This window comes from Fundidesulfovibrio agrisoli (assembly GCF_022808715.1).
Taxonomy (GTDB): Bacteria; Desulfobacterota; Desulfovibrionia; order Desulfovibrionales; family Desulfovibrionaceae; genus Fundidesulfovibrio; species Fundidesulfovibrio agrisoli.
Window position 1 is genome coordinate 101173 of sequence record NZ_JAKZKX010000006.1, and the last position, 23515, is coordinate 124687.

At 68.6% G+C, this 23515-nt stretch carries 24 protein-coding genes; 6 read left to right on the top strand and 18 right to left on the bottom strand.

The genetic code is table 11. The annotated features are described in order from the left end of the window. Window positions 1-49 precede the first annotated feature (49 nt). Window positions 50-1492, top strand: coding sequence for a sigma-54-dependent transcriptional regulator (locus MLE27_RS06405; RefSeq protein WP_243311227.1), 1443 nt, complete (start codon window positions 50-52; stop codon window positions 1490-1492). After that, window positions 1489-1770 (top strand): Hpt domain-containing protein, encoded by a 282-nt coding sequence (locus MLE27_RS06410; protein ID WP_243311228.1) that lies wholly within the window; start codon window positions 1489-1491, stop codon window positions 1768-1770. Before MLE27_RS06405 ends, MLE27_RS06410 begins: the two co-directional genes overlap by 4 nt. Window positions 1771-2028: 258 nt before the next feature. On the opposite strand, the gene MLE27_RS06415 is transcribed toward MLE27_RS06410, so the two are convergent. From MLE27_RS06415 to MLE27_RS06445, 7 genes are all read right to left on the bottom strand, one after another. Next, window positions 2029-2679, bottom strand: a complete 651-nt coding sequence (locus tag MLE27_RS06415) for a response regulator (protein ID WP_243311229.1) — start codon at window positions 2677-2679, stop codon at window positions 2029-2031. Window positions 2680-2882: 203 nt separating this feature from the next. After that, window positions 2883-3230: a ferredoxin-thioredoxin reductase catalytic domain-containing protein gene (locus MLE27_RS06420; protein WP_243311230.1), complete on the bottom strand. Its 348-nt coding sequence runs from the start codon at window positions 3228-3230 to the stop codon at window positions 2883-2885. Then, window positions 3231-3482 (bottom strand): glutaredoxin family protein, encoded by a 252-nt coding sequence (locus tag MLE27_RS06425; protein WP_243311231.1) that lies wholly within the window; start codon window positions 3480-3482, stop codon window positions 3231-3233. Further along, window positions 3479-4279, bottom strand: a complete 801-nt coding sequence (locus tag MLE27_RS06430; protein WP_243311232.1) for an amino acid ABC transporter permease — start codon at window positions 4277-4279, stop codon at window positions 3479-3481. Before MLE27_RS06430 ends, MLE27_RS06425 begins: the two co-directional genes overlap by 4 nt. Before the next feature lie 57 nt (window positions 4280-4336). After that, window positions 4337-5146, bottom strand: a complete 810-nt coding sequence (locus MLE27_RS06435) for a transporter substrate-binding domain-containing protein (protein ID WP_243311233.1) — start codon at window positions 5144-5146, stop codon at window positions 4337-4339. 77 nt (window positions 5147-5223) lie between these two features. Next, window positions 5224-5856, bottom strand: a complete 633-nt coding sequence (gene tmk, locus MLE27_RS06440; RefSeq protein WP_243311234.1) for a dTMP kinase — start codon at window positions 5854-5856, stop codon at window positions 5224-5226. Continuing rightward, window positions 5832-6863 carry a 3'-5' exoribonuclease YhaM family protein gene (locus tag MLE27_RS06445; RefSeq protein ID WP_243311235.1) on the bottom strand — a complete coding sequence of 344 codons (1032 nt, stop codon included), beginning with the start codon at window positions 6861-6863 and terminating at the stop codon, window positions 5832-5834. The genes tmk and MLE27_RS06445 overlap by 25 nt, the downstream gene beginning before the upstream one ends. Window positions 6864-6977: 114 nt before the next feature. On the opposite strand from MLE27_RS06445, the gene surE reads away from it, so the two are divergent. From surE to MLE27_RS06460, 3 genes are all read left to right on the top strand, one after another. Continuing rightward, on the top strand, window positions 6978-7730 hold the full coding sequence (gene surE, locus MLE27_RS06450) for a 5'/3'-nucleotidase SurE (protein ID WP_243311314.1): 753 nt from the start codon (window positions 6978-6980) through the stop codon (window positions 7728-7730). 80 nt (window positions 7731-7810) lie between these two features. After that, window positions 7811-8233 carry a response regulator gene (locus tag MLE27_RS06455; protein WP_243311236.1) on the top strand — a complete coding sequence of 141 codons (423 nt, stop codon included), beginning with the start codon at window positions 7811-7813 and terminating at the stop codon, window positions 8231-8233. 85 nt (window positions 8234-8318) lie between these two features. Further along, a complete protein-coding gene (locus MLE27_RS06460) occupies window positions 8319-8744 on the top strand; it encodes a hypothetical protein (protein ID WP_243311237.1) in 426 nt (141 codons plus the stop codon). Between the two features lie 253 nt (window positions 8745-8997). Here the strand turns inward: MLE27_RS06460 and chrA are convergent, their stop codons facing one another. Beyond that, window positions 8998-10203 carry a chromate efflux transporter gene (gene chrA / locus MLE27_RS06465; RefSeq protein WP_243311238.1) on the bottom strand — a complete coding sequence of 402 codons (1206 nt, stop codon included), beginning with the start codon at window positions 10201-10203 and terminating at the stop codon, window positions 8998-9000. Then, window positions 10200-10559: a PadR family transcriptional regulator gene (locus MLE27_RS06470; protein WP_243311239.1), complete on the bottom strand. Its 360-nt coding sequence runs from the start codon at window positions 10557-10559 to the stop codon at window positions 10200-10202. The genes chrA and MLE27_RS06470 overlap by 4 nt, the downstream gene beginning before the upstream one ends. A 92-nt stretch (window positions 10560-10651) precedes the next feature. Between MLE27_RS06470 and MLE27_RS06475 the strand changes: the two genes are divergently transcribed. Continuing rightward, window positions 10652-11506 carry a fumarylacetoacetate hydrolase family protein gene (locus MLE27_RS06475; RefSeq protein ID WP_243311240.1) on the top strand — a complete coding sequence of 285 codons (855 nt, stop codon included), beginning with the start codon at window positions 10652-10654 and terminating at the stop codon, window positions 11504-11506. A gap of 125 nt (window positions 11507-11631) precedes the next feature. On the opposite strand, the gene MLE27_RS06480 is transcribed toward MLE27_RS06475, so the two are convergent. From MLE27_RS06480 to MLE27_RS06520, 9 genes are all read right to left on the bottom strand, one after another. Further along, window positions 11632-12237: a molecular chaperone TorD family protein gene (locus MLE27_RS06480; RefSeq protein WP_243311241.1), complete on the bottom strand. Its 606-nt coding sequence runs from the start codon at window positions 12235-12237 to the stop codon at window positions 11632-11634. A 15-nt stretch (window positions 12238-12252) separates the two neighbouring features. After that, window positions 12253-15309 (bottom strand): molybdopterin dinucleotide binding domain-containing protein, encoded by a 3057-nt coding sequence (locus tag MLE27_RS06485; RefSeq protein WP_243311242.1) that lies wholly within the window; start codon window positions 15307-15309, stop codon window positions 12253-12255. Beyond that, complete coding sequence (gene nrfD / locus MLE27_RS06490) at window positions 15306-16370, bottom strand: NrfD/PsrC family molybdoenzyme membrane anchor subunit (RefSeq protein WP_243311243.1); 1065 nt, start codon at window positions 16368-16370, stop codon at window positions 15306-15308. Before nrfD ends, MLE27_RS06485 begins: the two co-directional genes overlap by 4 nt. Beyond that, complete coding sequence (locus MLE27_RS06495; protein ID WP_243311244.1) at window positions 16367-17059, bottom strand: 4Fe-4S dicluster domain-containing protein; 693 nt, start codon at window positions 17057-17059, stop codon at window positions 16367-16369. The genes nrfD and MLE27_RS06495 overlap by 4 nt, the downstream gene beginning before the upstream one ends. 232 nt (window positions 17060-17291) lie before the next feature. Continuing rightward, window positions 17292-18680 (bottom strand): DegQ family serine endoprotease, encoded by a 1389-nt coding sequence (locus MLE27_RS06500; RefSeq protein WP_243311245.1) that lies wholly within the window; start codon window positions 18678-18680, stop codon window positions 17292-17294. A 242-nt stretch (window positions 18681-18922) separates the two neighbouring features. Continuing rightward, a complete protein-coding gene (locus tag MLE27_RS06505; RefSeq protein ID WP_243311246.1) occupies window positions 18923-20305 on the bottom strand; it encodes a sensor histidine kinase in 1383 nt (460 codons plus the stop codon). Continuing rightward, complete coding sequence (locus MLE27_RS06510; RefSeq protein WP_243311247.1) at window positions 20283-20969, bottom strand: response regulator transcription factor; 687 nt, start codon at window positions 20967-20969, stop codon at window positions 20283-20285. Before MLE27_RS06510 ends, MLE27_RS06505 begins: the two co-directional genes overlap by 23 nt. A 3-nt stretch (window positions 20970-20972) precedes the next feature. After that, the gene (locus MLE27_RS06515) at window positions 20973-22412 is read right to left on the bottom strand and encodes a UTP--glucose-1-phosphate uridylyltransferase (RefSeq protein ID WP_243311248.1); all 1440 of its coding nucleotides are present in this window, start codon (window positions 22410-22412) and stop codon (window positions 20973-20975) included. 70 nt (window positions 22413-22482) lie between these two features. Next, window positions 22483-23379, bottom strand: a complete 897-nt coding sequence (locus MLE27_RS06520; RefSeq protein WP_243311249.1) for a DMT family transporter — start codon at window positions 23377-23379, stop codon at window positions 22483-22485. Window positions 23380-23515: the final 136 nt, after the last annotated feature.

The following is a 23515-nucleotide window of genomic DNA, read 5'->3' on the forward strand; positions in this document are numbered from 1 at the left end:
CCTTTGGCCGCCGGAGGCCTCCCATGCTGACCCTCAACACCTCCCCGAAATGAAAACACTCCTCGTGATCGACGACGAACCCGGCCACCGCCTCATGGTGCGGGCCGTGATGGAGGACGCGGGCTGGCGCGTGCTGGAGGCCCCCTCCGCCGAGAAGGGCCTGGAGCTGCTCTGCGGCTCCGGCGGCGCCGGCGCAGCATCCACGGAGCGCCCAGGCGTGGTCCTCCTGGACATGCGCATGCCCGGCATGGACGGCATGGAGGCCCTGGCGGCCATCGGCTCCTGCGCGCCGGGCCTGCCTGTGGTGATGCTCACGGCCTACGGCACGGTGGGCTCCGCCGTGGAGGCCATGAAGCGCGGGGCCTACGACTATCTCACCAAACCCGCCGACAACGAGGAGCTGCGCGCCGTGCTGGAGCGCGCCCACGAGTACGGCCGCCTTCTGGGCGAGAACACCGAGCTGCGGCGCAAGGTGGGCGAGAAGGACGCGGCCGCGCGCCTCATCGGCTCCAGCCGGGGCATGCGCAACCTGCGCGAGCTGGCCGGGCAGGTCGGCCCCGCCGAGGCCACGGTGCTCATCCTGGGCGAATCCGGCACCGGCAAGGAGCTGGTGGCGGAGCTGATCCACTCCCAGAGCCCGCGCCGCGACAACGCGCTCATCAAGGTCAACTGCGCGGCCCTGCCCGACGAACTGCTGGAGAGCGAGCTGTTCGGTTACGCCAAGGGCGCGTTCACCGGGGCAGTGAAGGACAAGCCCGGCCGCTTCCAACTGGCCCACGGCGGCACCATCTTCCTGGACGAAGTGGGCGAGCTGCCCCTGGCGGTGCAGGCCAAGCTGCTGCGCGCCCTGCAGGAACGCGTGGTGGAGCCTCTGGGCTCGGTGCGGCCCGTGCCCACGGACGTGCGCATCCTGGCGGCCACCAACCGCGACCTGCGCGCCGAGGTGGCCAAGGGTGCCTTCCGTGAAGACCTCTATTTCCGGCTGGCCGTGCTGGAGATCTCCATCCCGCCCCTGCGCGAGCGCCTGGAGGATCTGCCCGAGCTGGTGGCCCACCTGCTGGCCAAGCTGGGCGAGCGCAACCGCAAGAGTGTGCGCAGCGTGAGCCCGGCCTTTCTGGATCTGCTGGGCCGCTACGCCTGGCCGGGCAACGTGCGCGAGCTGGAGAACGTGCTGGAGCGCGCCCTGATCCTCACCCGCTCCGACATGCTCACCCCCGAGACCCTGCCCCCGCACCTGCTGGAGGCCGCGCAGGCCCACGCCGCACCGGCCGCCCCCCGGCCCGGCATCGCGCCGCCCCCCATCTCATCGCAAACGGTTTCGCCTTCGGGAGGCGCGCAGGCCCCGGCCAGCTTCGAGGAGGCCGAGAGGGCCATCCTGCTGGGCGCGCTGGAGGCCAACGAGGGCCACCGGGAGCGCACCGCAGAAGCCCTGGGCATCAGCAGGCGCACCCTGCAATACAAGCTCAAGAAGTACGGGCTGGCAAAGCGATGAGCGTGGACACAGGGGCAGTTCCCGAGCCGCTGCGGCCGCTGCTGCCGGAATTCGCGGCGTCCTCCCGCCGGACCCTGGCCCAGGTGCGGGCAGCCGTGGCCGCCGGTGAGCGGGAGGCCGCGCGCGAGGCCGCGCACTCGCTCAAGGGGCCCTGCCAGTTCTTCCAACTGCGGGAGCTGGCCGAGGCCGCCAAACGGGCGGAGGAGTCGCTGCTGCGCGGGGAGGACGCCGGGGCCGAGTTGGCGGCGTTCGAGGCACTTTTGGGATCGCTGGAGTAATCGGATTGAGCGCCTCCGGCGGCCAAAGGGCTGCGCCCTCTGGACTCCCAGGCGGCGTGTGCTGAAATCTGACAAGGCTCGCTGACACTTCTGAACGGCGGAAGCAAGTTCCTGGGAGAATCTTCCTCTGGGGCAGCGCGCGAGCCAGCCGGAACATGCGGGAAAGGATGCGAAGCGGAAGGGGAGTACTGAGGGCCGAAGGCAGGACTTCGTCCTTTGGCCGCCGGAGGCTGTTTCCCCCGGGACAGGCGCGGGGATTTATTCGTCGTCGTCGGTGAGCCCGTTCTCCACGCAGAACGCGGCCAGTTCCAGCGAGCTGCGCAGCCCGAGCTTCTTCTTCAGGTTGGTCTTGTGTTTTTCCACGGTCTTTACGCTGACGAAGATGGCGTCGGCCACGTCCTTGTTGGTCATGCCCTTGGCCGCCAGCTTGAGCACCTGCCGCTCCCGTTTGGAGAGGCGCTCCAGCGGGGCGTTGTTCTTGTTCCCCATGCGGCAGACCTGGGCCAGCATGGAGGATACCTCCCGCGAGAAGTAGGTCTGCCCCTGGGAGACCGCCTTGATGGCCGCGAACAGCTCCTCGCTGGGGCTGTTCTTGAGCATGTAGCCGTCCACCCCGGCCTGCACGGCGGTGGTCAAATAGGATTCCTTGCCGTGGGCGGTCAGGGCCAGGATGCGCATGCGCGGGAAGCGGCGCTTGATCTCGGTGATGGCTTCGACCCCGTCCATGCGCGGCAGGGAGAGGTCCATGAGGACGACGTCGGGGTTGGCGGCCTGGGCCTGCTGCACGGCCGCATGGCCGTCGACAGCCTCGCCGACCACCTCGAAACCGGGGCTTGAAGTGATCAGAGCCTTGAGACCCTTGCGAACTATCTCCATGTCTTCGGCTATGACCAGCCTGATCTGCTTCATGGATGCCAACCGTTCCGGTTTTGCTCGATTGCGATTATTAAAAACGTAACAAAGTCCGCATGGGAGTCAATAAAAACCGTACCGGCAGGGTTGTATAAATATGGTTTCAGCGAGGCGGTCCGCCTTCTCCGCCCCGAATGCGGTATTTCCCCACCCCGGCGCCGCCTCCCGCCTGACGGGAGGCCTGTACCGGGGGCGGGGGATCATTCCAGGCCGAGCCCGGCCAGCACCTTCTCGGGCGGGCGGCGCTCCGGCACCACCTTGTGGGGGATGGAGCCGTCGATCCAGCGCTGGTCGACATAGAGCCCGCAGAAGCAGGACCCGTACTCGGCCACGTCCGGCTCCCTGTAGGCGCAGGGGCAGATGATGTCCCTGTCCATCTCGTAGTTGCCGCTGGCCAGGCGGCAGGGGCAGGCCATGTGCCCGTAGCGCTCCTTGTTGACCAGGAGCATCTCCATCAGGTCCATGGTCATGGAGGCGTCCGGGTTGAACTGGTAGCCTTTCTTGGCCTGGATGGGCCCGAGCATGTTGAAGAGCTGTTTGGCGTCCATTCATTCCTCCAGGGCCTGGACGATCTCGGCCTTGTCAAACCCGACGATGACCTTGCCGTTCACGATGACGGTGGGGAAGGAGAGGGAGGGGTTGACCTTCTTTATCTCGTCGATGACCTGCTTGCGCTCGTCGCCGGTGAGCTTGTCCACGTAGACGCACTCGTACTCCTGGCCGCGCTCGTCGAGGAATTCCTTGCAATGCTTGCAGTGGATGCATGTGGATAAGGCGAAAACCTTTACGTCCTTGCTCATGTGGCCGCTCCTTTCTGTTTGTCCGCCGATGCTTTTCGTGGAGCGGACTGGTAGGTTATCCGTCTTTCCAGGTGGTAGGTCAAGATGCTCAGGGGGTAGGTCAGCAGCAGGTAGAACGCGGCCAGGGGCAGGTAGGCCTCGAAGGTTTTGTAGGTGGCCGCGTTGACCATCTCCGCGCCCTTGGTCAGTTCCCGCACGGCGATGACCGAGAGCAGGGACGAATCCTTGATGAGCGACACGAACTGGCCGGTCACGGGGGCGATGATGCGGCGCATGGCCTGGGGGAAGATCACGTGGCGCAGGGTCTGGCCGTGGCTCAGCCCCGAGGAGCGCGCGGCCTCCCACTGGCCCTGGCCGATGGACTCGATGCCCGCGCGCACCATCTCCGTGATGTAGGCCCCGGCGAAGAAGGCCAGGGTGGCCATGCCCGTCAGGAAGGGGCTGTCCACGTGGATGACCACTGCCAGGCAGAAGTAGAAGATGTAGATCTGGGTGAGCAGGGGGGTGCCCCGGAAAACCCAGACGTAGATGGTGGCCAGCTCGCGCAGCCAGATGTTCTCCGACACGCGGGCCAGCCCGCCCAGAAGCCCTATGGCCAGCCCCAGCACGATGGCCCCGCAGGAGACGGCCACCGTGTTCACGAAGCCCTGCCAGTACACGGAGCGGTACTGCCAGACCACGCCCCAGTTCCAGGAGTAGTCGATGGTGGAGAGCAGCCCGGCCAGCGCCGCCGTGAATACGGCGACAAGGATCAGGCGGACGTACAAGGGGCGGATGGCTGCAAGATCGCGGGTCATGGCGCGGAAGGCCCCGGCCGGGCGGTCAGGCGGCCGGCCGGGGCGCGTGAGGCTTTGTTAGAACAGCTCGCCCAGGTGGGCTTTGCGGATTTCTTCCATGCGGCCGTTGGCCTTGTTCACGCTGATGAACATCTGCAGCCAGTTCCAGAGGTCGAAGTCGCCCTTGCGCATGGCGATGCAGTACGGCTCGTAGGTGAAGGGCGTGAGCAGGGCCTTGGTGCTCTCAGGGTTCTGGCGGGCATGCTTGGCCACGGAGATCTGGTCGTAGAAGAAGGCGTCGGCGCGGCCGTTGACCACCTCCTGCACGCAGGCGGTTTCATCCTTGTAGCGGTTGATCTGGGCCTTGGGGAAGCGGGCGGTGGCCACGGTGTCGGCCGTGGTGCCGGTCTTCACGGCGATGACGCGGCCGGTGGCGTTGAGCTGGTCGGCCTTGGTCAGGTCGCCCGCGCGCTTGCTGGAGAGCAGGGCGCACAGGCCGGTGGTGAAGTAGGCGTCCGTGAAGGTGATGGACTTGGCGCGCTCCAGCGTCCCGGTGATGCCGGAGATGATGAGGTCGATCTTGCCGGACTGCAGCGCGGGGATGAGCCCGGTCCACTCCATGTCCTTGATTTCGAGCTCCACGCCCATGTCCTTGGCGATCTGGCGGGCCACGTCCACGTCGAGGCCCACGGGCTGGCCCTTTTCGTCGGTGTATTCGAAGGGCCAGAACTTGAGCTCCATGCCCACGACGAGCTTGCCCTTGGCCACGATCTCGGCCAGCTGGCTCTTCTTGCTGATGTCGAAGGGGGTCTGGGCCGCGCCGGTCCCGGGCAGGACGGCTTGGGCGGCCAGCAGAGCCATGGCGATAAGGAGCAGTATTTTGCGCATCGTGGATTCCTCCGGGTAGGGATGGTAGGCAGTACCTAGCCTGAAAGGCCCATGCGAGGAAAGAGTTTTTTAATTCTTCAGGGCAGATGCGCTTCGAGCGCCGCGCGGACCCTGGCGAACACGTCTTCCGGGCTCCCGGCCGCGTCCACCACTGCGAAGCGCCAGGGCTCGCGCCGGGCCAGCTCCAGAAACCCCTCGCGCACCCGCTGGTGGAAGTCCAGCTCCAGGGCCTCGAAGCGGCCCTCGCTCTGGCTCGCCCCTGCGGCATGGTTGCGGCCCCTGGCCCGGGTCAGCCCGGTTTCGGGGGGCAGGTCCAGCAGGATGGTGGCCTGCGGGGCCAACCCGCCCGTGGCCAACTGCCCAAGCGCCAGCAGGCGCTCCACGTCCAGGCCGCGCCCGAAGCCCTGATAGGCCACGGTGGAGTCGTGGTAGCGGTCGCAGAGCACGTCGCGCCCGGCGTCCAGGGCCGGGCGGATCACCTCGGCCACGTGCTGGGCGCGGTCGGCCAGGTACATGAACAGCTCCGCGGTGCTGTCCAGGTGGGTGTTGCGGGCGTCCAGCAGGATGCGGCGCAGCTCCAGGCCCAGGGCGCAGCCCCCGGGCTGGCGCGTCACCAGGACCTCGCGGCCGAGCGACGTGAGCCACTGCCGGGTGAGCCCGATCTGGGTGGACTTGCCCGAGCCTTCTACGCCTTCGAAAGTAACGAACACTGGGCCGGTCCTTTTTCCTGGGGCTTTTTGGCGGGCGGGGTCTCGGGACGCACGCGCACGGGGTTGAACACGTAGCGGTCCAGCCCGCGCACGTAGCCCACCACGCCGGTCTTCTCGGGGTCCTCCACCACCTGGCTGAACTGCTGCACCTTGGCGTCGATGTTGTCCGCGAAGTGCAGGATCATGGCCTCGGGCGTCATGGGCGCGCGCGGGGAGCCGTACTCCAGTTCTCCGTGGTGGCTGACCAGCATGTGCCGGAAGTGCAGCACCAGGCCGGGCTCCAGGTCCTTGGCCTTGCGCAGGAAGGGCTCCAGCACGGACATGCCCAGCATGATGTGCCCGAGCATCTGGCCCTCGTCGGTATAGTCGCGGGTGAGCCCGGCGGTGAGCTCCCAGGCCTTTCCCAGGTCGTGGAAGGCGGCCGAGGCCAGCAGGGTGTCGCGGTCCAGGGCGGGATAGAGCTGGCAGAGCGAGAGGGCCACCCGGCAGACGCTGAGCGTGTGCTCCAGCAGGCCGCCCCGGTAGGCGTGGTGCATGGCCTTGGCCCCGGGCGCGGCCAGGAGCTTCTCGCGGATTTCCGGGTCGCCCAGCACCTTGCGGCAGAAGCGCCGCCAGGGGGCGTGGCCGATGTTGGCGGCCAAAAGCTCCTCCAGCGCGGCGAGCAGGCATTCGGGCTTCTCGGCGCTCTGGGGCAGGAACAGGCCGTGGTCCACCCCTTCGGGGGATGGGCCGAGCAGCTCCAGGCCGTCAAGGTTGAGCTGGGGCTGGTCCCGGAAGGTGTTGACCACGCCGGAGGCCAGCACGAACTGCCCGGCGGAAATTTCCTCGAAGGCCCCGGCCGCTGGCGACCAGAGCTTGGCCTCGATGGTGCCGGTGGCGTCCTGGAGCTTGAGGGTCCAGAACGGGCCGTTGCGGGCCTGCCCCTTGGAGGCCTGGGCCAGCAGGAAACACTCGTTCACCTGGGCGCCCACCGCCAGGTCACGGACGAAGATGCGTTTTTCGCTCACGGCTTGCCAGCCCCTCGGGTGTCATCTAATGTGGATTCAAGCGGCGCAAAGAGTTACAGATTTCAAGAGGCGGGGCAAGTGCCGCCCTGCGAACCGCCCGAAGGCTCCGAATCCATGAAGATCCTGCTCACCAACGACGACGGCATCCAGGCCACGGGCCTGCGCTCCCTGTACCACGCCTTCAAGCGCGCCGGGCACGAGGTGCATGTGGTGGCCCCCGTGACCGAGATGAGCGCCGTGGGGCATGCGGTCACCCTGGCGGCCCCGCTGCGCGTGAAGATATTCGACGAGGCCGGCTTCTATGGGCAGGGCGTCTCCGGCACCCCGGCGGACTGCGTGAAGCTCGGGCTGACCACGCTCATGGACTCCGTGCCGGACCTCGTCGTCTCCGGCATCAACGCCGGGGCCAACGTGGGCGTGGACATCCTCTATTCGGGCACGGTCTCCGCCGCCACCGAGGGCGCGCTCATGGGCTTCCCGGCCCTGGCCGTCTCCTACGACAACTTCGACCCCCGCGACCTGGCCGGGCAGGCCGACTACGCCGCCGCGCTCGCCGCCAGGGTGGACTGGGCCGCGCTGCCCCGCAACTGCGTGCTCAACCTGAACTTTCCGCACCTGCCCATGGAGCGCGTCAAGGGCCTCAAGGTCTGCCCGCAGACGCGCGCCGCCTACCACGACTGGTACGAAGAGCGCGAGGACCCGCGCGGCAGGAAGTACTACTGGCTCACGGGCGTGATCCCGAAGGACAAAGTCTCCCCGGAGAAGGACAGGGCTCTTCTGACGGAGGGCTACATCACCCTCACCCCCCTGCGTTTCGACTTTACCGACCACGCGTCCATGGAGCTGTTGCGGGGGTTGGCCTTCTAGTTAGATTCCGCGCCGGTTTTTTCATTGCGCGCTGTGTGGAAAAATGACAGGTATCGCGTAAACCAATACCGGACGCCGCCATGCTGCACATTCTCGCCGTGGACGACGACGAGGTCACCCAGTTCCACCTGACCCAGTTGCTCATGCCCCTGGGCAAGGTGCGCATCGCCAGTTCCGGCCTGGACGCCCTGGAATGCGTCCGCACCGCCCTGGACAAGGGCAAGCCCTACGACCTGATCCTCATGGACGTGAAGATGCCCGGCCTGGACGGGCTGACCACCGTGCGCGAAATCGTGGGCCTGTTCAACAAGCTGCGCCTGCCCCTGGAAGAACGCCCCAAGATCATCATGCTCTCCGCCGTGGACGAGCCCGACACCCGCATCGACGCGCTCTACGCCTGCGGCGCGGACGCCTACCTGATAAAGCCCTTGGAGGGCGAATCACTGTTGGCCGCCCTGCGCGAGCTCAAGGTCGCCCAGCCGGATTCCCCCGCAGAGTCCTGAAATTTTCCGCATCCGCTTGCGATGACGGCTGGGGCGCGCTACAGAGGGCGCATCGGCCTTTAATCCATCCCAAGGAGTCAATTCGATGAGAATACTTCTCCTGCTCGTGTTGCTGGCCGGCGTGGCGGGCGTCGCCCAGGCCCAGAACGGCAAGGTCTACCAGTGCGTGCGGCCCGACGGCACGGTGGTCTGCACCACCAGGGATACCTCGGGCGACCCGAGCGTCACCTGCAACTACGAATGCCCGGACTGCAACATGGTCTGCGCCGCCAAGCTCAAGCTTACCGAGGACGACGGCACCCTGCGCCCGGTGACGCCCCCGCCCGTGATGGACGGCAAGGGGCCCATCAAAGGGGCCAACGGGAAGGAGACGCCCGAATACTGCCAGCAGCAGTACCAGAAGTGCCTGAGCGGCTGCACCAGCAACCCGCTGAACAAGTCCCGCTACGACGTGGAGTCCTGCCAGGCCAGCTGCAAGAGCTGGTACTCCGGCTGCGGCACCAACAACTAGGCGATTGACGAAGAACGGGGAGGGCGCCGCCCTCCCCGGACCACTCCCGCGAAAGGGGCTTCGCCCTTCCCGACTTCCACATAGCTGCGCATCGTCCGGCGGGAGCGATTTTCCGCATCGACGCCGTGGACCGTGTTGCCTCCCGGCAGGGCCGCCCGGAAGGCTATAAACACAATATTTTCAATAAACGATTAGGGGTTCCAAGGGGACGAAGTCCCCTTGGCCGCCGGAGGCGCCCCCCACCCGTCTCCGCCTAGAACAGCAGCAGCGCCGCGATCCCCCCGCCGATCACCACCACGAGCATGTCCACCTTCAGGGCCAGGGCCGCCACGGCGGCCGCGCCCAGCAGAACGTGGACCGGGCTCCAGTGCGTGGCCAGGGCGAACATGCCCGCCGTGTAGGCCAGAAGCCCCACGAAGCAGCAGTTGACCCCCATGCTGGCCCGCTGGAAGCGCACCGAGGCCTTGAGCCGCTCGTGATAGGGGTCGGCCAGCATCAGCAGCACGAAGGAGGGCGAGAACATGGCCACCGTGGCCGCCACCGCCCCTGGCAGCCCGAACAGCATGTAGCCCAGGAAGGTGGAGGTGATGCTGATGGGCCCCGGCGTCACCTGGCCCAGGGCGATGCCGTCCATGAAGGTCTTGGCGTCCATCCAGCCGCGCACGTCCACGATCTCGTGCAGCATCAGCGGCAGTGAGGAGAACCCGCCGTTGAAGGCCACCACGTTGATGCGCAGCATCAGCTCCGTGAGGCTGAACAGCTTGCCGTCCAGAAAGGAGAGCAGGCCGAGCCCGGCCAGCAGCGCCGCGCAATAGGCCAGCATGGGCTTGACGTGGGAGGGCGCGGGCGTGTCGCAGGCTTGAGGAGAGGCCGCCACGGGAGAATTGCGGAAGACGATCATCCCGGCCAGGGCCGAGGCCACGATGATGCCGAAGGGGTTCACCCCGTAAGCCAGCAGAGCGCAGGCCAGCCCGGCCAGCAGCCAGTGCCGGGGCGTGCCCAGCAGTGCGCGCCCGAACCCGGCGCAGGCCACGGCCAGGATGGCCATGACCACGATCTGCAGCCCCTGGAACAGGGCCTGGAAGCTCTCCAGCGAGCGCGTGGCCCCGTAGGTGGCGGCCAGGCCGAGCATCATGAGGAAGGCCGGGAGCCCCAGCCCCACGTATGCGGCCACGGCCCCGCGCAGCCCGCCAGCCTTGAGCCCAACGTAGGCCCCCATCTGCATGGCCGTGGCGCCGGGCAAGGATTGGCACAGGGTGAGCCCCTCGCGGAAGGTGCGCTCCGCAAGCCAGTTGTTGCGCGTGACGGCCATGTCCCTGATAATGGCGATTATCGCCGGGCCGCCGAAGGCGGTGAGCCCCAGGCGCAGGAAGGCCCGGAAGATCCGCCAGGTGCCGGGAGGGGCGCTGTGGGCCGCGGCCTGCGGCGCTTTCGCGGCGCTTTCGGCGCGGGCGTTCACGGCGTCACCCCGTCGCCGGGCGGCGGCACGAGTCTGCCGTGGGACTCCAGGAACACCGACAGGATGCGCATGCGCGTCTCGATGTCGTTCTTCCAGAAGTCCAGCCGCTCCCAGCCCAGCGGGGTCAGGCGGTAGATCTTGCGCGGCGGGCCGGACTGGCCCGTGTCCCAGCCGGAGGCGATCTCGCCGTCACGCTCCAGCTTCTGCAGGGCGCGGTACACGGCTCCGGTGTCGGCCTTGAACACCGGGAGCTTGTGCAGCAGAGCGTCGTGCACGGCGGCCCCGTGGCTGGGGGCCTCGGCCAGGGCCAGGAGCACGAAGGCGTTGAGGTGCCTGTATTGCTTGCGTTTTTCCATGGGAGTCTCACATACTGTTTTTAACAGTATAGTGCTATAAACAGTATGATGTCAAAAACAGAATGCGGCGCGGGCCGCAAGGAGGATACGTCATGCGTCTGGCCATGATCAGCCGGGAAGGCCGCACGGGGCTGGCACTGTGCAAGGATGGGGAAATGCGGGCGCTCTTCGAGGGCGACGGGAGCTACCCCGGGAGCCTGGAGGAGCTGCTGGCCGCCGGGGCCGACCTGCGGGCGGCGGGGGCGGTGCTGGAAAATGCCCCGCAAGTGGATATGGCCGGGGTGCGCTGGCTGCCGCCGGTGCGGCGGCCCGGCAAGATCGTCTGCGTGGGGCTCAACTACCGCGACCACTCCAAGGAGACCGGCTACGACGTGCCGGATTATCCCACCTTGTTCCTGCGTTTCACCACCACCCTGGTGGGCCACGGCGAGCCTATCGTGCGCCCGGCCGTCTCCACCCAGCTGGACTACGAGGGCGAGCTGGCCGTGGTCATCGGCCGCAAGGGACACGCCATCCCCAAGGACCAGGCCCTGGAGCACGTGGCCGGGTATTCGTTGTTCAACGACGCCTCAATCAGGGACTACCAGTTCCGCACCCCGCAGTGGACCGTGGGCAAGAACTTCGACGGCACCGGCCCGTTCGGACCGTGGCTGGTCACGCCGGAGGAGCTGCCGCCGGGCTGCGCGGGCCTGGGCATCCAGACCCGGCTCAACGGCACGGTGATGCAGAAGGCCTCCATCGACGACATGATGTTCGACGTGGCCTCCCTGGTGTCGATCATCAGCGAGGTGGCCACCCTGGAGCCGGGCGACGTGATCGTCACCGGAACCCCGGCGGGCATCGGCTTCGCGCGCGACCCCAAGGTGTTCATGGCACCGGGGGACGTCTGCGAGGTGGAGGTGGAGGGCGTGGGCGTGCTCAGGAACGGCGTGGCCGACGCGGTGTAGCCGCTCGCTTCGGGAGCCGATAGCGCGCCTGTTCAAAGACCCGCTGGCAAGGGCGGGAAAAGGTCGAGGCCGGAGCGTGGCTGGCGGGTGCGAGGGCTTATGCGGCGAATCGCCAGCGAGGTTCTTCAACGGGCCGCCAGCGGCGCGGCCAGCTCCTGAAGCAAGGCTCCGGCGGCCTTGTACAGGGGGGAGCGGGCCGCCTCGGCCAGCTTGAGCCCGTAGGCCCCGGCCCAGGGGGCGATGCGTTCGGCGTGGAAGGCCCGGGCCGTGGCATGCAGGGCTGCCGCGCCCGCCGCATCTTCATCGGCGCAGCGCAGCAGGGCGCTGACGAAGGCCAGCTCGAAGCCAAGGTGGTCGGGGTGGGGGATGGCCCGCCAGAGCGGGTCCATGTCCAGCTGGGCGGGTTCGAACCCGGCGGCCTCGTAGGCCTGCCGGGCGTTCCAGGCGGCCTCCCCGCTCAGGCGGCCCTCCCGAAAGACGGACTCCAGGGGCGGCAGGTAGCGCCCGGAGCGGGGCGAGAAGAACAGGTCGCTCCAGTCCTCAACTGACAGGGCAACCGCCTCGGCCACAGCCTCGGCCGCAACTTCACCCACAGCCAGGGTCGCTCCCTGCTGCGCGGGAAGCTCCGGCAGGACGACCGCCGCGGCCTCCAGCAGCGCCGGGTCAGGGCGATTGAGCAGCAGGGCCGCGCCCGCGTCGAACAGCCAGGCCAGCCCGGCGAAGTCCCCCATCCCGAACCTCGGCCCCTACAGCTTCACGATGCGCGCGGGCAGGGCGTTGCGGGCGTTGGCCCCCACCGCGATGTCGCCGAGGGTGGAGAAGCCCTTGCGGAAGGGGTCCTTGAGGCCCAGCAGGTTGGAGGCCGCGCCCGCGCCGCGCAGGGGGCTGGCGGGCAGGGTCTTGGCCCCGAAGCTCATTTCCTTGGCTCCCAGCGCCCAGTGCCCGTAGCCGTGCTCAACGGCCACCACGCCCTCCATCACGCCCAGGCGCACGGTGAGGCGCGCCTCCACGGAGCCGTCCGGGGTCTCCAGGCGCACCTTGTCGCCCGTGCGCAGGCCCAGGCGGGCGGCGTCGGCCTCGCACACGGCCACCTCGCTCTCGGGGCGGATGGCGTGCAGCCGCTTGGAGCCCACGGCTCCGGCGGACATCAGCTGGGACTTGGTGGAGACGACGAGGAAGGGCCACTTCTCCTCGGGATACACGGCGCGCACCGGGGTGCCCTCGCAGAAGGCCGGTTCGATCCAGGCGGCCGTGCCCTTGAGGCGCTTGCCGGTCATGGAGTTGATGGCGCGGGCCACGTTCTCGTTCCAGATCTGCACGGGCTTTTCCCAACGGGCGGCCAGCAGCTCGCCCTGCCAGCCCTTCTCCACGGGCTCGAAGCGCCCGCCCCGGCAGTACACGCTGGCGGCCTTGGCCGCCTCCTCCGGGGTGAGCACGCGGGCCAGGCTCTCGGCCAGCTTGGACACGCCGCTGGCTTCCATGTCCTCCTGGGTGGCGTCGGCCACGGGCTTGGCGTCGAAGGCCATGTTGGCCACGGCGCGGTGGTACCAGTCCTCGGGGCGCTCCAGGGGGTGCTTGCCGCCCTGGGCGTCGGCGACGGCCTCCGGCCCGAAGCCGGGCAGGCCCAGGCGCTTGGCCAGGGCGATCAGGAAGCTCTCCATGCACACGGGGTCGCCCTCGGGCGTGCGGGCCACGGGGGAATCCACGCAGGGCCAGGCCACGCTGGAGACCTTGGACAGCGGCCCGGCCCAGGGCGTGGCGCAGCCGAAGCCCTCGTACAGGGCCACGTCGGGCAGCACGTAGTCGCACAGGGCGGCCGTCTCGGTCATGAAGGCGTCCACGCAGACCATCAGGGGGATGCGCTTGGGGTCCTTGAGCTGCTCGGCGCTGGTGTTCATGAGCCCTGCCTGCCCGTACACCGGGTTGCTGGCCCAGAAGAGCATGGCCTTGAGCGGGTAGGGGTAGGCGCTCAGCGCCGAGGGCAGGTACTCCGACTGCACGGAGTTGGAGAACGGGTACCAGGGTGCCCTGGCCGGGTAGGGCTTGGCCCCTGATTCCACCAGCCGCTTGAACTCGCTGGTCTTCTCGTAGGGGAACCCCTGGCGGGAGAGGCGCACACCCCCCGGTTTCGCCTTTTTCGGGAAGTCGGCCAGGTTGTAGCGCGGGCCGGGGCCGAAATCCTTGAACTTGCCGCCGCCGATGCCCGTGCCGCCCTTGCGGTTCAGGTTGCCCGCCAGGGCGTTGAGCAGGGCCACGGCGTAGGCGGTGTAGAACCCGCCCGCGTGCATGGTGCCGCCGTGGCAGTCGGCCACGGCGGTGCGTCCGTTGGAGGCGAACTCGTCGGCCAGGCGCACGATGTCCGCCTGGGGCACGCCGCAGGCCTTGGAGTATTCGGCCAGCGTCTTGGACTGGGCTTCCTCGAGGAGCAGTTGCAGCGCGGTCTTCACCGCCACGGTGCGGGCCGGGGTGGTCACGGAGCCGCTGAAGAAGATGGAGCAGGGGCCTTGGGCCTGGTCGTGGGCCACAAGGTCGCCCGTGGCCACGTCGCGGGCCAGCAGGGCGTTCTCGGCCGCCTCGGGGCTCAGTTCCCGGGCGCGCAGGAACTGCCCGAAGTCCTTGGCGGCGGGATCGGCCACCACCAGGTGCGCGGCGTTGGTCCAGGCGGCCTCGCCGGCGTTCTTGGCGGCCAGCGGCCCGGCGCAGGCCAGGTGCCCGGCCTGGTAGCCGCGCGTCTCCAGGATGCGGCGGATCATGCCCATCACCAGCGCGCCGTCCGTGCCCGGGCGCACGGGCACCCATTCGGTCTTCGCGCCGCAGCAGGCGTTGTCGGAGTTGGTGAGCACCGGGTCCACCACCACCAGCCTCGGGCCGCCCTCGGCGCGGGCGCGCGCGGCGTGCGCGGCCTGGTACATGAAGGGGTTGCCCGCGTTGGCCGGGGCCGAGCCCACGGAGAGGTAGAAGGTGCAGTTGGCGTAGTCGGGCTTGAGGTGCGGGTATTCCTGGAAGTCGCCCAGCATGGCCGCGTAGCCCGCGCGCATGGTCAGCCCGCAGTTGCCCTGGTGGTTGGCGATGTTGATGGTGCCGAAGGCCCCGGCGGCGAAGCGCTGGAAGAACTGCATGCGCCCGTTGGCGTAGCCGAAGATGCAGGCCAGCTGGTTGGCGCGGGTGCCCAGCTCCGGGGAGGCCGGGTCGATGGGCTTGCCGTCCAGCAGGGCGGCCAGGCCCTCCACCTGCCCCTCCCCGAAGAGGTCGCCCCCCGTGGATATCTCCTCCACCAGGCGCTCCAGGCTGATGGGCTCCCACTTGCCGGAGCCGCGCGGCCCCACGCGCTTGAGCGGGGTGAGCACGCGGTAGGGGTCTTTGAGCTTGTCCAGCACGGCGTTGCCCCGGCCGCAGGCCGTGGCCCGCCGCGCGAGCCCCGAGCCCTGGTGGCCGGAGAGGGCGCGCACGGTGTCGGCCAGGGAGGCCTCGTAGGGCGCGGGGGGCTGGGCGGCCAGGGGGTGGTAGGGGTTGCCGGAGACGCGCAGCACGCTCCCGCTTTCGTTGTCCACGCGCACGCGCACCCCGCAGATGGAGGTGCAGCCCAGGCAGATGCTGCCCGCAAGATATTGCTGGCGGTTGAAGGTCACCTCGCCGGTGGCCTTGTCCACCGTGGCCTCGGGGGCCAGCGATGGCCCGGACGCTACGGTCTGCTTCGGAGGATCAATGATGGCCTTGAGCGTGGGCTTGTAGCCCGAGGCGAACACGGTGAGCGCGGCCCCCGCGCCAAGGCCTTTGAGGACGGTGCGGCGGTCGATGCTCATGCGGGGTCTCCGTGGGCGGTTTGGGCGTCGGCGGGGGCTTCGGGCTGGGCCGGAGGTGCGGCCGAAGCGGCGGACACTTCAGGCGCGGCGGGTTCTTTCTTGGCCGGGCGGCCCATGATGATGGAGGCGATGAACATCAGCGCCACGAACAGCGCGGGCGTGGCCAGCACGCCCAGGATGTCCGCGTGCCCCAGCATGTGCGGCTCGCCCTGGGCGCGGCCCAGCGCGGCGGACTGCCCCAGCAGCAGGATGCCCAGGCGCGCGCCCAGGCCACCGGCCAGCGCCAGCAGGCAGGCCCATAGCAGCGACCCGGAGAGGGATTTGGGCCTGTCCAGGAAGAGCGCCCCGGCCAGCAGCAGGGCCAGGGCCGAGCCCGCCAGCAGGGCCGAGCCCCAGGGCCATCCCGGAGTTCCGGGCCAGGACCCCAGCAGCCCCCACACGGCCAGCGTGCCGCCTGCGCCCAGCGCGCCCAGGGCGGCCACCAGCCGCGCCATCAGGGATTGCGCCGCCGCGCCGCCGTGGGCCATGTCCAGCCAGAGGGCCAGGCCGAGGCCGCAGGGCAGGGCGGAGGCGAGCAGCACCGCCGAGGCGTAGGGGTCGGCCCAGAGGGGCACCCCGGCGGCCCGGGCGATCTCGAACCAGGTGTAGGCCAGCACGCTAAGCGCGGCCAGCAGGCCAAGGCCCGCAACGGCCTTTCTCGGCACGGGCAGGGGGCGCCTCAGCCCCACGCAGCCCAATGCCCCGGCCAGCACGAACAGGCTGATGGCCGCCACGCCCCAGGAGAGCGGGGAGCTCAGGTTGAAGCGCGGGATCAGGGTGTAAAACTTGTGGGGGCCGAGCATCTCCGCGATGAGGTTCAGCGGGGCGGAAAGGCCCAGGCCCGTGGCGGCCAGCAGGCCCCAGGCCCCGAGCCCGCGCTGGCGCTCCGCCCCCGTGGCCTGCGCCGCCAGACCCGACAGCATGGCCCAGGCCCCGGCCTGGATCATCAGCAGGTACAGGGCGGCCTGCATCTCCCACACGGGCTGGTGCCTGAAGGCGGTGAGTTCGATCAGCGTGCTCATCGGAAGGTCTCCTCGGTCACGCGGCGCTCGCGTGCGGCGGCCGGGTCGGCCTGGGGCAGGGCCATGCCCTCGGGCAGGCCGATGTAGAACACCTGGGGCTTGGCCCCGGCCTTGGGTTCGAGCGTCACGGCCTTGTGCTCCGCCAGGAGCCTGGCCACCGCGCTGGCGGGGTCGTTCGCGTCGCCCACGGTGCGGGCCTTGCCGATGCAGGTCTCCACGCAGGCGGGCAGCAGCCCGGCGTCCAGGCGGTGCGCGCACAGGGAGCACTTGTCCGCCGAGCGCGTCTGGCGGTTGAGGAAGCGGGCCGAGTAGGGGCAGTTCAGCACGCAGTAGCCGCAGCCCACGCAGCGCTGCGGGTCCACCAGCACCAGCCCGTCGGCGCGGCGGAAGGTGGCCTTGGCCGGGCAGGCGGGCACGCAGGGCGGGTTGTCGCAGTGGTTGCAGAGCGCGGGCAGCAGGATCTTGCGCGGCCTGCCCTGTTCCAGGGTCTCGAAATCGTTCACCGAAGTGCGGAATTCGCCCAGGGGGGTGCGGTTCTCCATGGCGCAGGCCACGGTGCAGGCCTGGCAGCCCACGCAGCGGCGCAGATCAACGACCATGACCCAGCGTTGGGGCGGCGGCGGGGGCGGCGCGGCCTCGCGCTTCTTGCCGCCAAACGAGAAAAACTCCAGGAAGTCCCGGCGCTCCATGGGGTGCTCCGTCAGGTAATGGTTCGAATTTGTTTGTTATTTTGTGCTGAAAGCCATCTCGTGAAACTAGCAGATGGCCAGGGGGATTGCAAACGCGCCGGTTCGCAAGCCTGGCCAGCCCCCAAAAACACCAGCCCCCCCCAAGAAGGGGGGGCAGATGCGGGTGTGAGGAGGGGCGGCTCCGGGGGGCTGGGCCCGGAGCCGCTGGAGGGGGATCAATTCAAACTGGGCGCTATTGCACCGGGATGGAGCGGAACACCGGCTGTCCCTGGCGCTTGACGAGCACCAGCACCGCGCCGTTGGCCTTGCCTTCCTTGTTCACGATGGCGGCCAGTTCGGCCGCGCTGCCCACGGGGCGCTGGTTCACCTCCACCAGCACGTCGCCGCGGCGGATGCCCACCTCGGCGGCCGGGGAGCCCGGGGCCACGTTGACCACCAGCAGCCCGTCCACGGGGCGGCCGTTGCGCGGGTCCACGTTGGAGAGGGACATGCCGAGCGTCCCGGACTCGTCGCCCTGGTCCTGCTCTTCGGCCTTGCCGAGCTTCTTGGCGTCGCGCTCGGTGAGGGTGACCTTCACGGACTTGGTCTGGCCCTTGCGCAGCAGGGTGGCGGTCACGGTGTCGCCGGGGGCCATGGTGCCGATGCGCGCGGTGAGCTCGTGGGAGTCGGTGACGGCCTGGCCGTTGACTTCGGTGATGACGTCGCCGGAGAGGATGCCCGCCTTCTCGGCCGGGCTGCCCGGGCTCACCTGGCTGACCAGCGCGCCGTGGGTGGAGGGCAGGCCCAGGGCCTTGGCGGTGTTCTCGTCGATGGACTGGATGGTCACGCCCATCATGCCGCGGCGCACCTTGCCCTTGCTCTTGAGCTGGGCCACCACTTCCTTGGCGATGTTGGAGGGGATGGCGAAGCCGATGCCCTGGCCCGAGGAGACGATGGCCGTGTTGATGCCGATGACGTCGCCGTCCAGGTTGATGAGCGGGCCGCCGGAGTTGCCCGGGTTGATGGAGGCGTCGGTCTGGATGAAGTCGTCATAAGGCCCGGCGCCGATCACGCGGCCCTTGGCCGAGATGATGCCCGCCGTGACCGTGTGGGACAGGCCGAAGGGGTTGCCGATGGCCATGACCCAGTCGCCCACGCGCATCTTGGCGGAGTCGCCCAGCTTGAGGAAGGGCAGGCCGGAGCCGTTCTCGATCTTGATGAGCGCCAGGTCGGTCTCGGGGTCGGTGCCGATGACCTTGGCGGCGATGGTCTTCTCACCCTTCTGGAGCTTCACGTTGATGCGGTCTGCCTTCTCCACCACGTGGTTGTTGGTCAGGATGTAGCCGTCGGCCGAGATCAGGAAGCCGGAACCGAGCGAGCGGCTGCGCTGCGGCTGCTGGTCGCGGTTGAAGTACTGGTCGAACTGGTCGAAGAAGTCGTCGAAGGGCGTCCCACGGGGGACGTTGCGCTGCATGCGCGGCTGCTGTTTGGGAATGGTCTCGGTGAAGATGTTCACCACGGCCGGTCCGGCCTTTTCGGCCAGGTCGGCCAGCTTGGGCAGTTCGGCCAGAGCCTGGCCAACGGTGAACAGGACGAGAAGGGAGCTGGTGAGAGCGATACGGATGAGCTTCGTCCTTAACATGGTCTTCTCCTGGTGTTGGGCTGTAAGCGCCCGTGATGGGAGCAATTAAAGCCCGTGAATGACAGAAATATTTCCCAAGAATGAACGGGTGTTCATCCTTGATCCGCCGGCTGGTCCGGCAGGGGGCATCGCCGGCGGTGCTCAGTGTGGCGGAGTCATGGGGCGGGGCGGCTTCGCCACTCTTCACCGGCTTTGGTAACCCGGTTCTCGGGTTTTGTCTTCAACCCGTCATGACCGGATGTTCATGCCGGTTGCAGGGCGGGGATGGAGAGGCTGACCCTGAGGCCCGGGGCGTTGTCGCCAAGCTCCAGCCTGCCGCCGTGCAGCCGGGCCACGGCCGCCACCAGCGAGAGCCCGAGGCCGGAGCCGGGGGTGTTGCGGCTCTGGTCCAGCCGGTAGAAGCGGGAGAGCACGTTGCCGCGCTCGGTTTCGGGCACGCCGGGGCCGCTGTCCGACACCGTGAGCACGGATTCGCCCTCGCCGGAGGCCACCTCCACCCGGATTGCCCCGCCCTCCGGGGTGTACTTCACGGCGTTGTCCAGCAGGTTGGCCATGGCCTGGGAGAGCAGGTGGCGGTTGCCCAGCACCTGTGCGCCCGTCTCCAGGTTGAGGGTCAGGGTGATGGACTTGTCCTCGGCCAGGGGCTCGTACAGCTCGGCCGCGTCCTGCACGAGCATGGCCAGGTCCAGCTGTTCGAAGGCGTCGCGCGCGGCGGCCGCCTCGGCCCGGGCGATGGTCAGCAGGGCGTTGAAGGTGGCGATGATGGCCTCGGCCTGGTCGATGGCGTCCTCGATGGCCTGGCGCTGGGCCGCTGGGTCCGGGTCCTCCAGGAGGGCCAGCTCCAGGCGGGAGCGCAGGCGGGTCAGGGGGCTGCGCAGGTCGTGGGCGATGTTGTCGCCCACCTGGCGCACGGCCACCACCAGCTCGCCGATGCGGTCCAGCATGTCGTTGAGGTTCTTGGCCAGGCTGTCGAACTCGTCGCCGGTGCCCGTGAGCGGGATGCGCTGAGTGAAGGTGCCGCCCATGATCTTGCGGCTGGCGCGGTTGACGTCGTCGAGTCGGCGCAGCAGCTTGTTGCTCATCATCTGGCCCCAGACCAGGCCCATGAGCACCGTGCACAACAGGCCGATGGCCATGGCCCGCGCCATGACGGCCTGGGCGCGCAGCACGTCGGAGAGCTCGCGCCCCACCAGCATGTGCACCTTGCCCATGAGCGTGACCACGAACACCCGCGCTTCAAGGGGGTGGGCCACGTCCTCGGCGGTCACGGAGATGGTGTGCCACTCGGGGAAGCCGCGCGGCTCGATGGATTTGGGCCACAGGCGCATGTTGCCCGCCAGGTAGTGGAACTCGCGGTCAACCAGGAGGTAGATGTTGGCCTGGGAGGAGCCGCTGCGCTGGCGGCTGGAGATCTGCATGGAGAGCGCGGCCAGGCCGCGCTCGTCGTACTGCTCCACCAGCCCCCAGGTCTCGCTTTCGATGATTTCGTCGGTCTGGCGGATCATGAAGGTCACCGCCGCCCAGTAGATGAATCCGAAGACCACGGTGGCAGTCAGGGCGAAGATGCCCACGTACCACATGGCCAGGCGGAAGCTGAACGACTTAAGCAGCTTCAGACGGATCACGCAGGATGTATCCCGCCCCCCTCACGGTGTGGATAAGGGGCTTGTCGAAATCCTTGTCGACCTTGCTGCGCAGCCGGGAGACGTGCACGTCGATGACGTTGGTCTGGGGGTCGAAGGCGTAGTCCCAGACGCGCTCCAGCAGCATGGTCCGCGTGACCACCTGCCCGGCGTGGCGCATGAAGTACTCCAGCAGGGAGAACTCCTTGGGCTTCAAGTCGATGGGCTTGCCCGCGCGCTTCACGGTGCGGGCGGTGAGGTCCAGCTCCAGGTCGGCCACCTGGAGCACGGTGAGCATCTTCTCCGCGCGCCCGCGCCTGCCCAGCGACTCGACGCGGGCCATGAGCTCCGCGAAGGCGAAGGGCTTGGTCAGGTAGTCGTCGCCTCCGGCGCGCAGGCCCTCCACGCGGGCGTCCACGTCGGAGAGGGCCGAGAGCACCAGCACGGGGGTGGTGTCCCCGGCGGCGCGGATGGCCTTGAGGATGGAGAGCCCGTCCAGGTTGGGCAGCATCCTGTCCAGCACGATCACGTCATAGCCGCCCGCCGTGGCCCGGATCAGGCCTTCGCGCCCGTCGGCCACGTGGTCCACGGTGAGGCCCTGCTCCTTGAGGCCCTTCACCAGATAGGAGGCCGCCTGCGGGTCGTCTTCCACCAGAAGAACGCGCATGGCCTAGAACCTCACTTCCCCCGTGAGCGCCGTTCCGTCCGGGATGTGCACCTGGGCGCCCGAGGCGTTGATCACCGTGGCGGTACCGCTGACGGTGACGTTTTTACCGAATACGACGTCCCCCTTGACGGTCAGGCAGGAACATTCCTTGAGCGAAGGCGCCCCGTGCGGGAAGCGGGCGCTGAAATCGTCGATGCGCTTGTAGAAGTGGCCGTCCAGATGCACCACGGGCATGGGGCCCTTGTGCGCGCTGGCGGGCACCACGGTCTTCTCCGGGCTGACCTCGTAGCAGTCGGACATGACCACCAGCAGGTCCGCCGTGGTCTTCACCGGGGCGAAGCGGGTGCGCGGCACCTTGATGGCCTGGGCCGACTCGAAGGCCGACACGGCCGAGCCCATGGCCGTCTCGATCTGGATCACCTCGGGGGACTTGTGGTCGCGCGGGTCCAGGGTCTTGGGATTGAGTATCAGGTCCAGCGGCATCATGCCGTTGGCCACGAACACCTTCTCCATGGCGCGCAGGTCGATCCAGAGGGAGTTGGTGTTGAAGAAGCGGTGCTTGGTGATGTCCTGGAAGGCGTCCACGTCCTTGTCGGGGCACTGGGCGATCTCGCGCAGAACCAGGCGGCCGTTGGAGCGCTGGCGGGCCAGGTGGCCGCCCTTGCGGTCCGAGGCGGTGCGCCCGGCCACCTCCATCAGGAAGGGGGAGCCCTGGCTGACCATGTAGCCCAGGATGCGCTCGTCCATCACCGCGCCCAGGTTGTCCGAGTTGGAGATGAAGGCGTAGTGGAAGCCCCGGTCCAGGAGCTTGCGCAGGATCTTGGAGGTCACCAGCGCGGTGTAGAGGTCGCCGTGGCCGGGCGGGTTCCACTCCAGCTCGGGGTTGCCGGGCCAGGTGGCGGGGGAGAGGTCCTTGTGCAGTATCTTGGGGTAGCGGTGCTGCAGGAAGGCCAGGGGCAGGCTGGTGGTGCCGTTGTCGAAGCCCTCCACCTTGAGCATGGTGTCCAGGTGGGTCTTGAAGCTGTTCATGAACAGCAGGGGGATGGGCTTGCCGTACTTCACCCGCAGGGCGCGCATCTGGGCCAGGATCAGGTCCAGGAAGGTCATGGAGTCCTTCACCTGGATCAGGCTCTTGGCCTTCTCCAGGCCCATGGAGGTGCCCAGGCCGCCGTTGAGCTTGATGACCACTGTGTGGCCCATGGAGTCGCGGCCGGTGTCGGCGTACTCGGCCAGGGCCTCGTACTGCGGGACCTCGGCGTCCGTGAGCGGGAGCAGCTCCTCCTCGGGGAGCTTGCCCTGCGCGCCGTAGAGCAGCCGGGCGTAGTAGCATTTGAAGACGTTTATGACGATGGGGGGGATGCCCTGCTCCTCCATCTTCAGGCCGAAGGGGCGGAACATCTCGATCATCGCCGGGTCGGCCGTTTTCATGCAATCAAGGATCATGCGCGTCCTCGCGGGTGCTGAGAGTGTAATTGCGTACCACTCCCACACATGCGTGAAATGGTTGGACGCGTCAAGCGGGCTGGGCGGATTCCTCCGTGTTTCGAGCGGGCCGGGTGGAGGCGTACACCGACGCCAGGATCACCGCCCCGCCCACGGCCTGCCCCATGCTCACGGATTCGCCCAGGGCCAGGTGCGCCCCGAACACCGCCACCACGGGCACGGCGTTGATGCACAGCGAGGCCGTGGGGGCGTCCACCCGCGACAGGGCGTAGTTGTATGCCAGGAAGGCCCCCACCGTGGCGAACAGGCCAAGCGCCCCCACGGCCAGCAGGCTGGCCAGGGGCACGGGCTCGGGGGTGGGCGGGTCCGCCAGGAACATGGGCAGGAAGAAGAGCGCGCCCCAGGCCATCTGCAGGGCCGTGAAGCCCAGCGGGGCCACGTTGGCGCAGAGCCGCCCGGTGGCCACCATGTACACGGCTGCGGAAGCCACGGCACCGAGCATCAGGGCGTCGCCCGTGTTCACGGGGCCGCCCGGACCGGCGCCCACGCCCACCAGCATGGCCACCCCGGCCAGGGAGGCGGCCACGCCCGCCATGCTGCGCAGGCTGGGGATTCTGCGCTCCACGGCGCAGGAGAGGGCCAGGACCATCATGGGGATGGCCGCCGCGATGAGCGAGGCGTTGGTGGCCGAGGTCAGGCGCAGGGCCCAGGTCTCCAGGGCGAAATAGCAGCCCGGGAAGACCACGGACACGGCCAGCACCTGCAGGTGCACGCGCAGGGGCAGGCGCAGCGCCCCGGCGCGCAGGGCGGGGGGAAGAAGCAGCAGGCAGGCCAGGCCGAAGCGCAGGAACAGGATGGAGGAGGGGGAAAGGCCCTCCAGGGCGATCTTGGTGGCCGTGAAGGAAAGGCCCCAGAAGAGGACCGAGGCCGCCAGGGCGGCGTAGGGGGCGTAGGAGGCGCGCGGCATGGGATACTCCGGGATGCGGGATTTGGTGGACGCGGGGGGCTGTAGCCCGGAGATGGGGGAGGATTCTTGGATGAAATTGCGCTGGAGGGGATCGAAGAATGCCTCCGGCGGGCAAAGGGCCTTCGGCCCTCTGCAC

Coding starts and splice junctions, on each gene's coding strand:
- MLE27_RS06405 (WP_243311227.1), top strand. CDS start 50: ATGAAAACACTCCTCGTGATCGACGACGAACCCGGCCACCGCCTCATG.
- MLE27_RS06410 (WP_243311228.1), top strand. CDS start 1,489: ATGAGCGTGGACACAGGGGCAGTTCCCGAGCCGCTGCGGCCGCTGCTG.
- MLE27_RS06415 (WP_243311229.1), bottom strand. CDS start 2,679: ATGAAGCAGATCAGGCTGGTCATAGCCGAAGACATGGAGATAGTTCGC.
- MLE27_RS06420 (WP_243311230.1), bottom strand. CDS start 3,230: ATGGACGCCAAACAGCTCTTCAACATGCTCGGGCCCATCCAGGCCAAG.
- MLE27_RS06425 (WP_243311231.1), bottom strand. CDS start 3,482: ATGAGCAAGGACGTAAAGGTTTTCGCCTTATCCACATGCATCCACTGC.
- MLE27_RS06430 (WP_243311232.1), bottom strand. CDS start 4,279: ATGACCCGCGATCTTGCAGCCATCCGCCCCTTGTACGTCCGCCTGATC.
- MLE27_RS06435 (WP_243311233.1), bottom strand. CDS start 5,146: ATGCGCAAAATACTGCTCCTTATCGCCATGGCTCTGCTGGCCGCCCAA.
- surE (WP_243311314.1), top strand. CDS start 6,978: ATGAAGATCCTGCTCACCAACGACGACGGCATCCAGGCCACGGGCCTG.
- MLE27_RS06455 (WP_243311236.1), top strand. CDS start 7,811: ATGCTGCACATTCTCGCCGTGGACGACGACGAGGTCACCCAGTTCCAC.
- MLE27_RS06460 (WP_243311237.1), top strand. CDS start 8,319: ATGAGAATACTTCTCCTGCTCGTGTTGCTGGCCGGCGTGGCGGGCGTC.
- MLE27_RS06470 (WP_243311239.1), bottom strand. CDS start 10,559: ATGGAAAAACGCAAGCAATACAGGCACCTCAACGCCTTCGTGCTCCTG.
- MLE27_RS06475 (WP_243311240.1), top strand. CDS start 10,652: ATGCGTCTGGCCATGATCAGCCGGGAAGGCCGCACGGGGCTGGCACTG.
- MLE27_RS06480 (WP_243311241.1), bottom strand. CDS start 12,237: ATGGGGGACTTCGCCGGGCTGGCCTGGCTGTTCGACGCGGGCGCGGCC.
- MLE27_RS06485 (WP_243311242.1), bottom strand. CDS start 15,309: ATGAGCATCGACCGCCGCACCGTCCTCAAAGGCCTTGGCGCGGGGGCC.
- nrfD (WP_243311243.1), bottom strand. CDS start 16,370: ATGAGCACGCTGATCGAACTCACCGCCTTCAGGCACCAGCCCGTGTGG.
- MLE27_RS06495 (WP_243311244.1), bottom strand. CDS start 17,059: ATGGAGCGCCGGGACTTCCTGGAGTTTTTCTCGTTTGGCGGCAAGAAG.
- MLE27_RS06500 (WP_243311245.1), bottom strand. CDS start 18,680: ATGTTAAGGACGAAGCTCATCCGTATCGCTCTCACCAGCTCCCTTCTC.
- MLE27_RS06510 (WP_243311247.1), bottom strand. CDS start 20,969: ATGCGCGTTCTTCTGGTGGAAGACGACCCGCAGGCGGCCTCCTATCTG.
- MLE27_RS06515 (WP_243311248.1), bottom strand. CDS start 22,412: ATGATCCTTGATTGCATGAAAACGGCCGACCCGGCGATGATCGAGATG.
- MLE27_RS06520 (WP_243311249.1), bottom strand. CDS start 23,379: ATGCCGCGCGCCTCCTACGCCCCCTACGCCGCCCTGGCGGCCTCGGTC.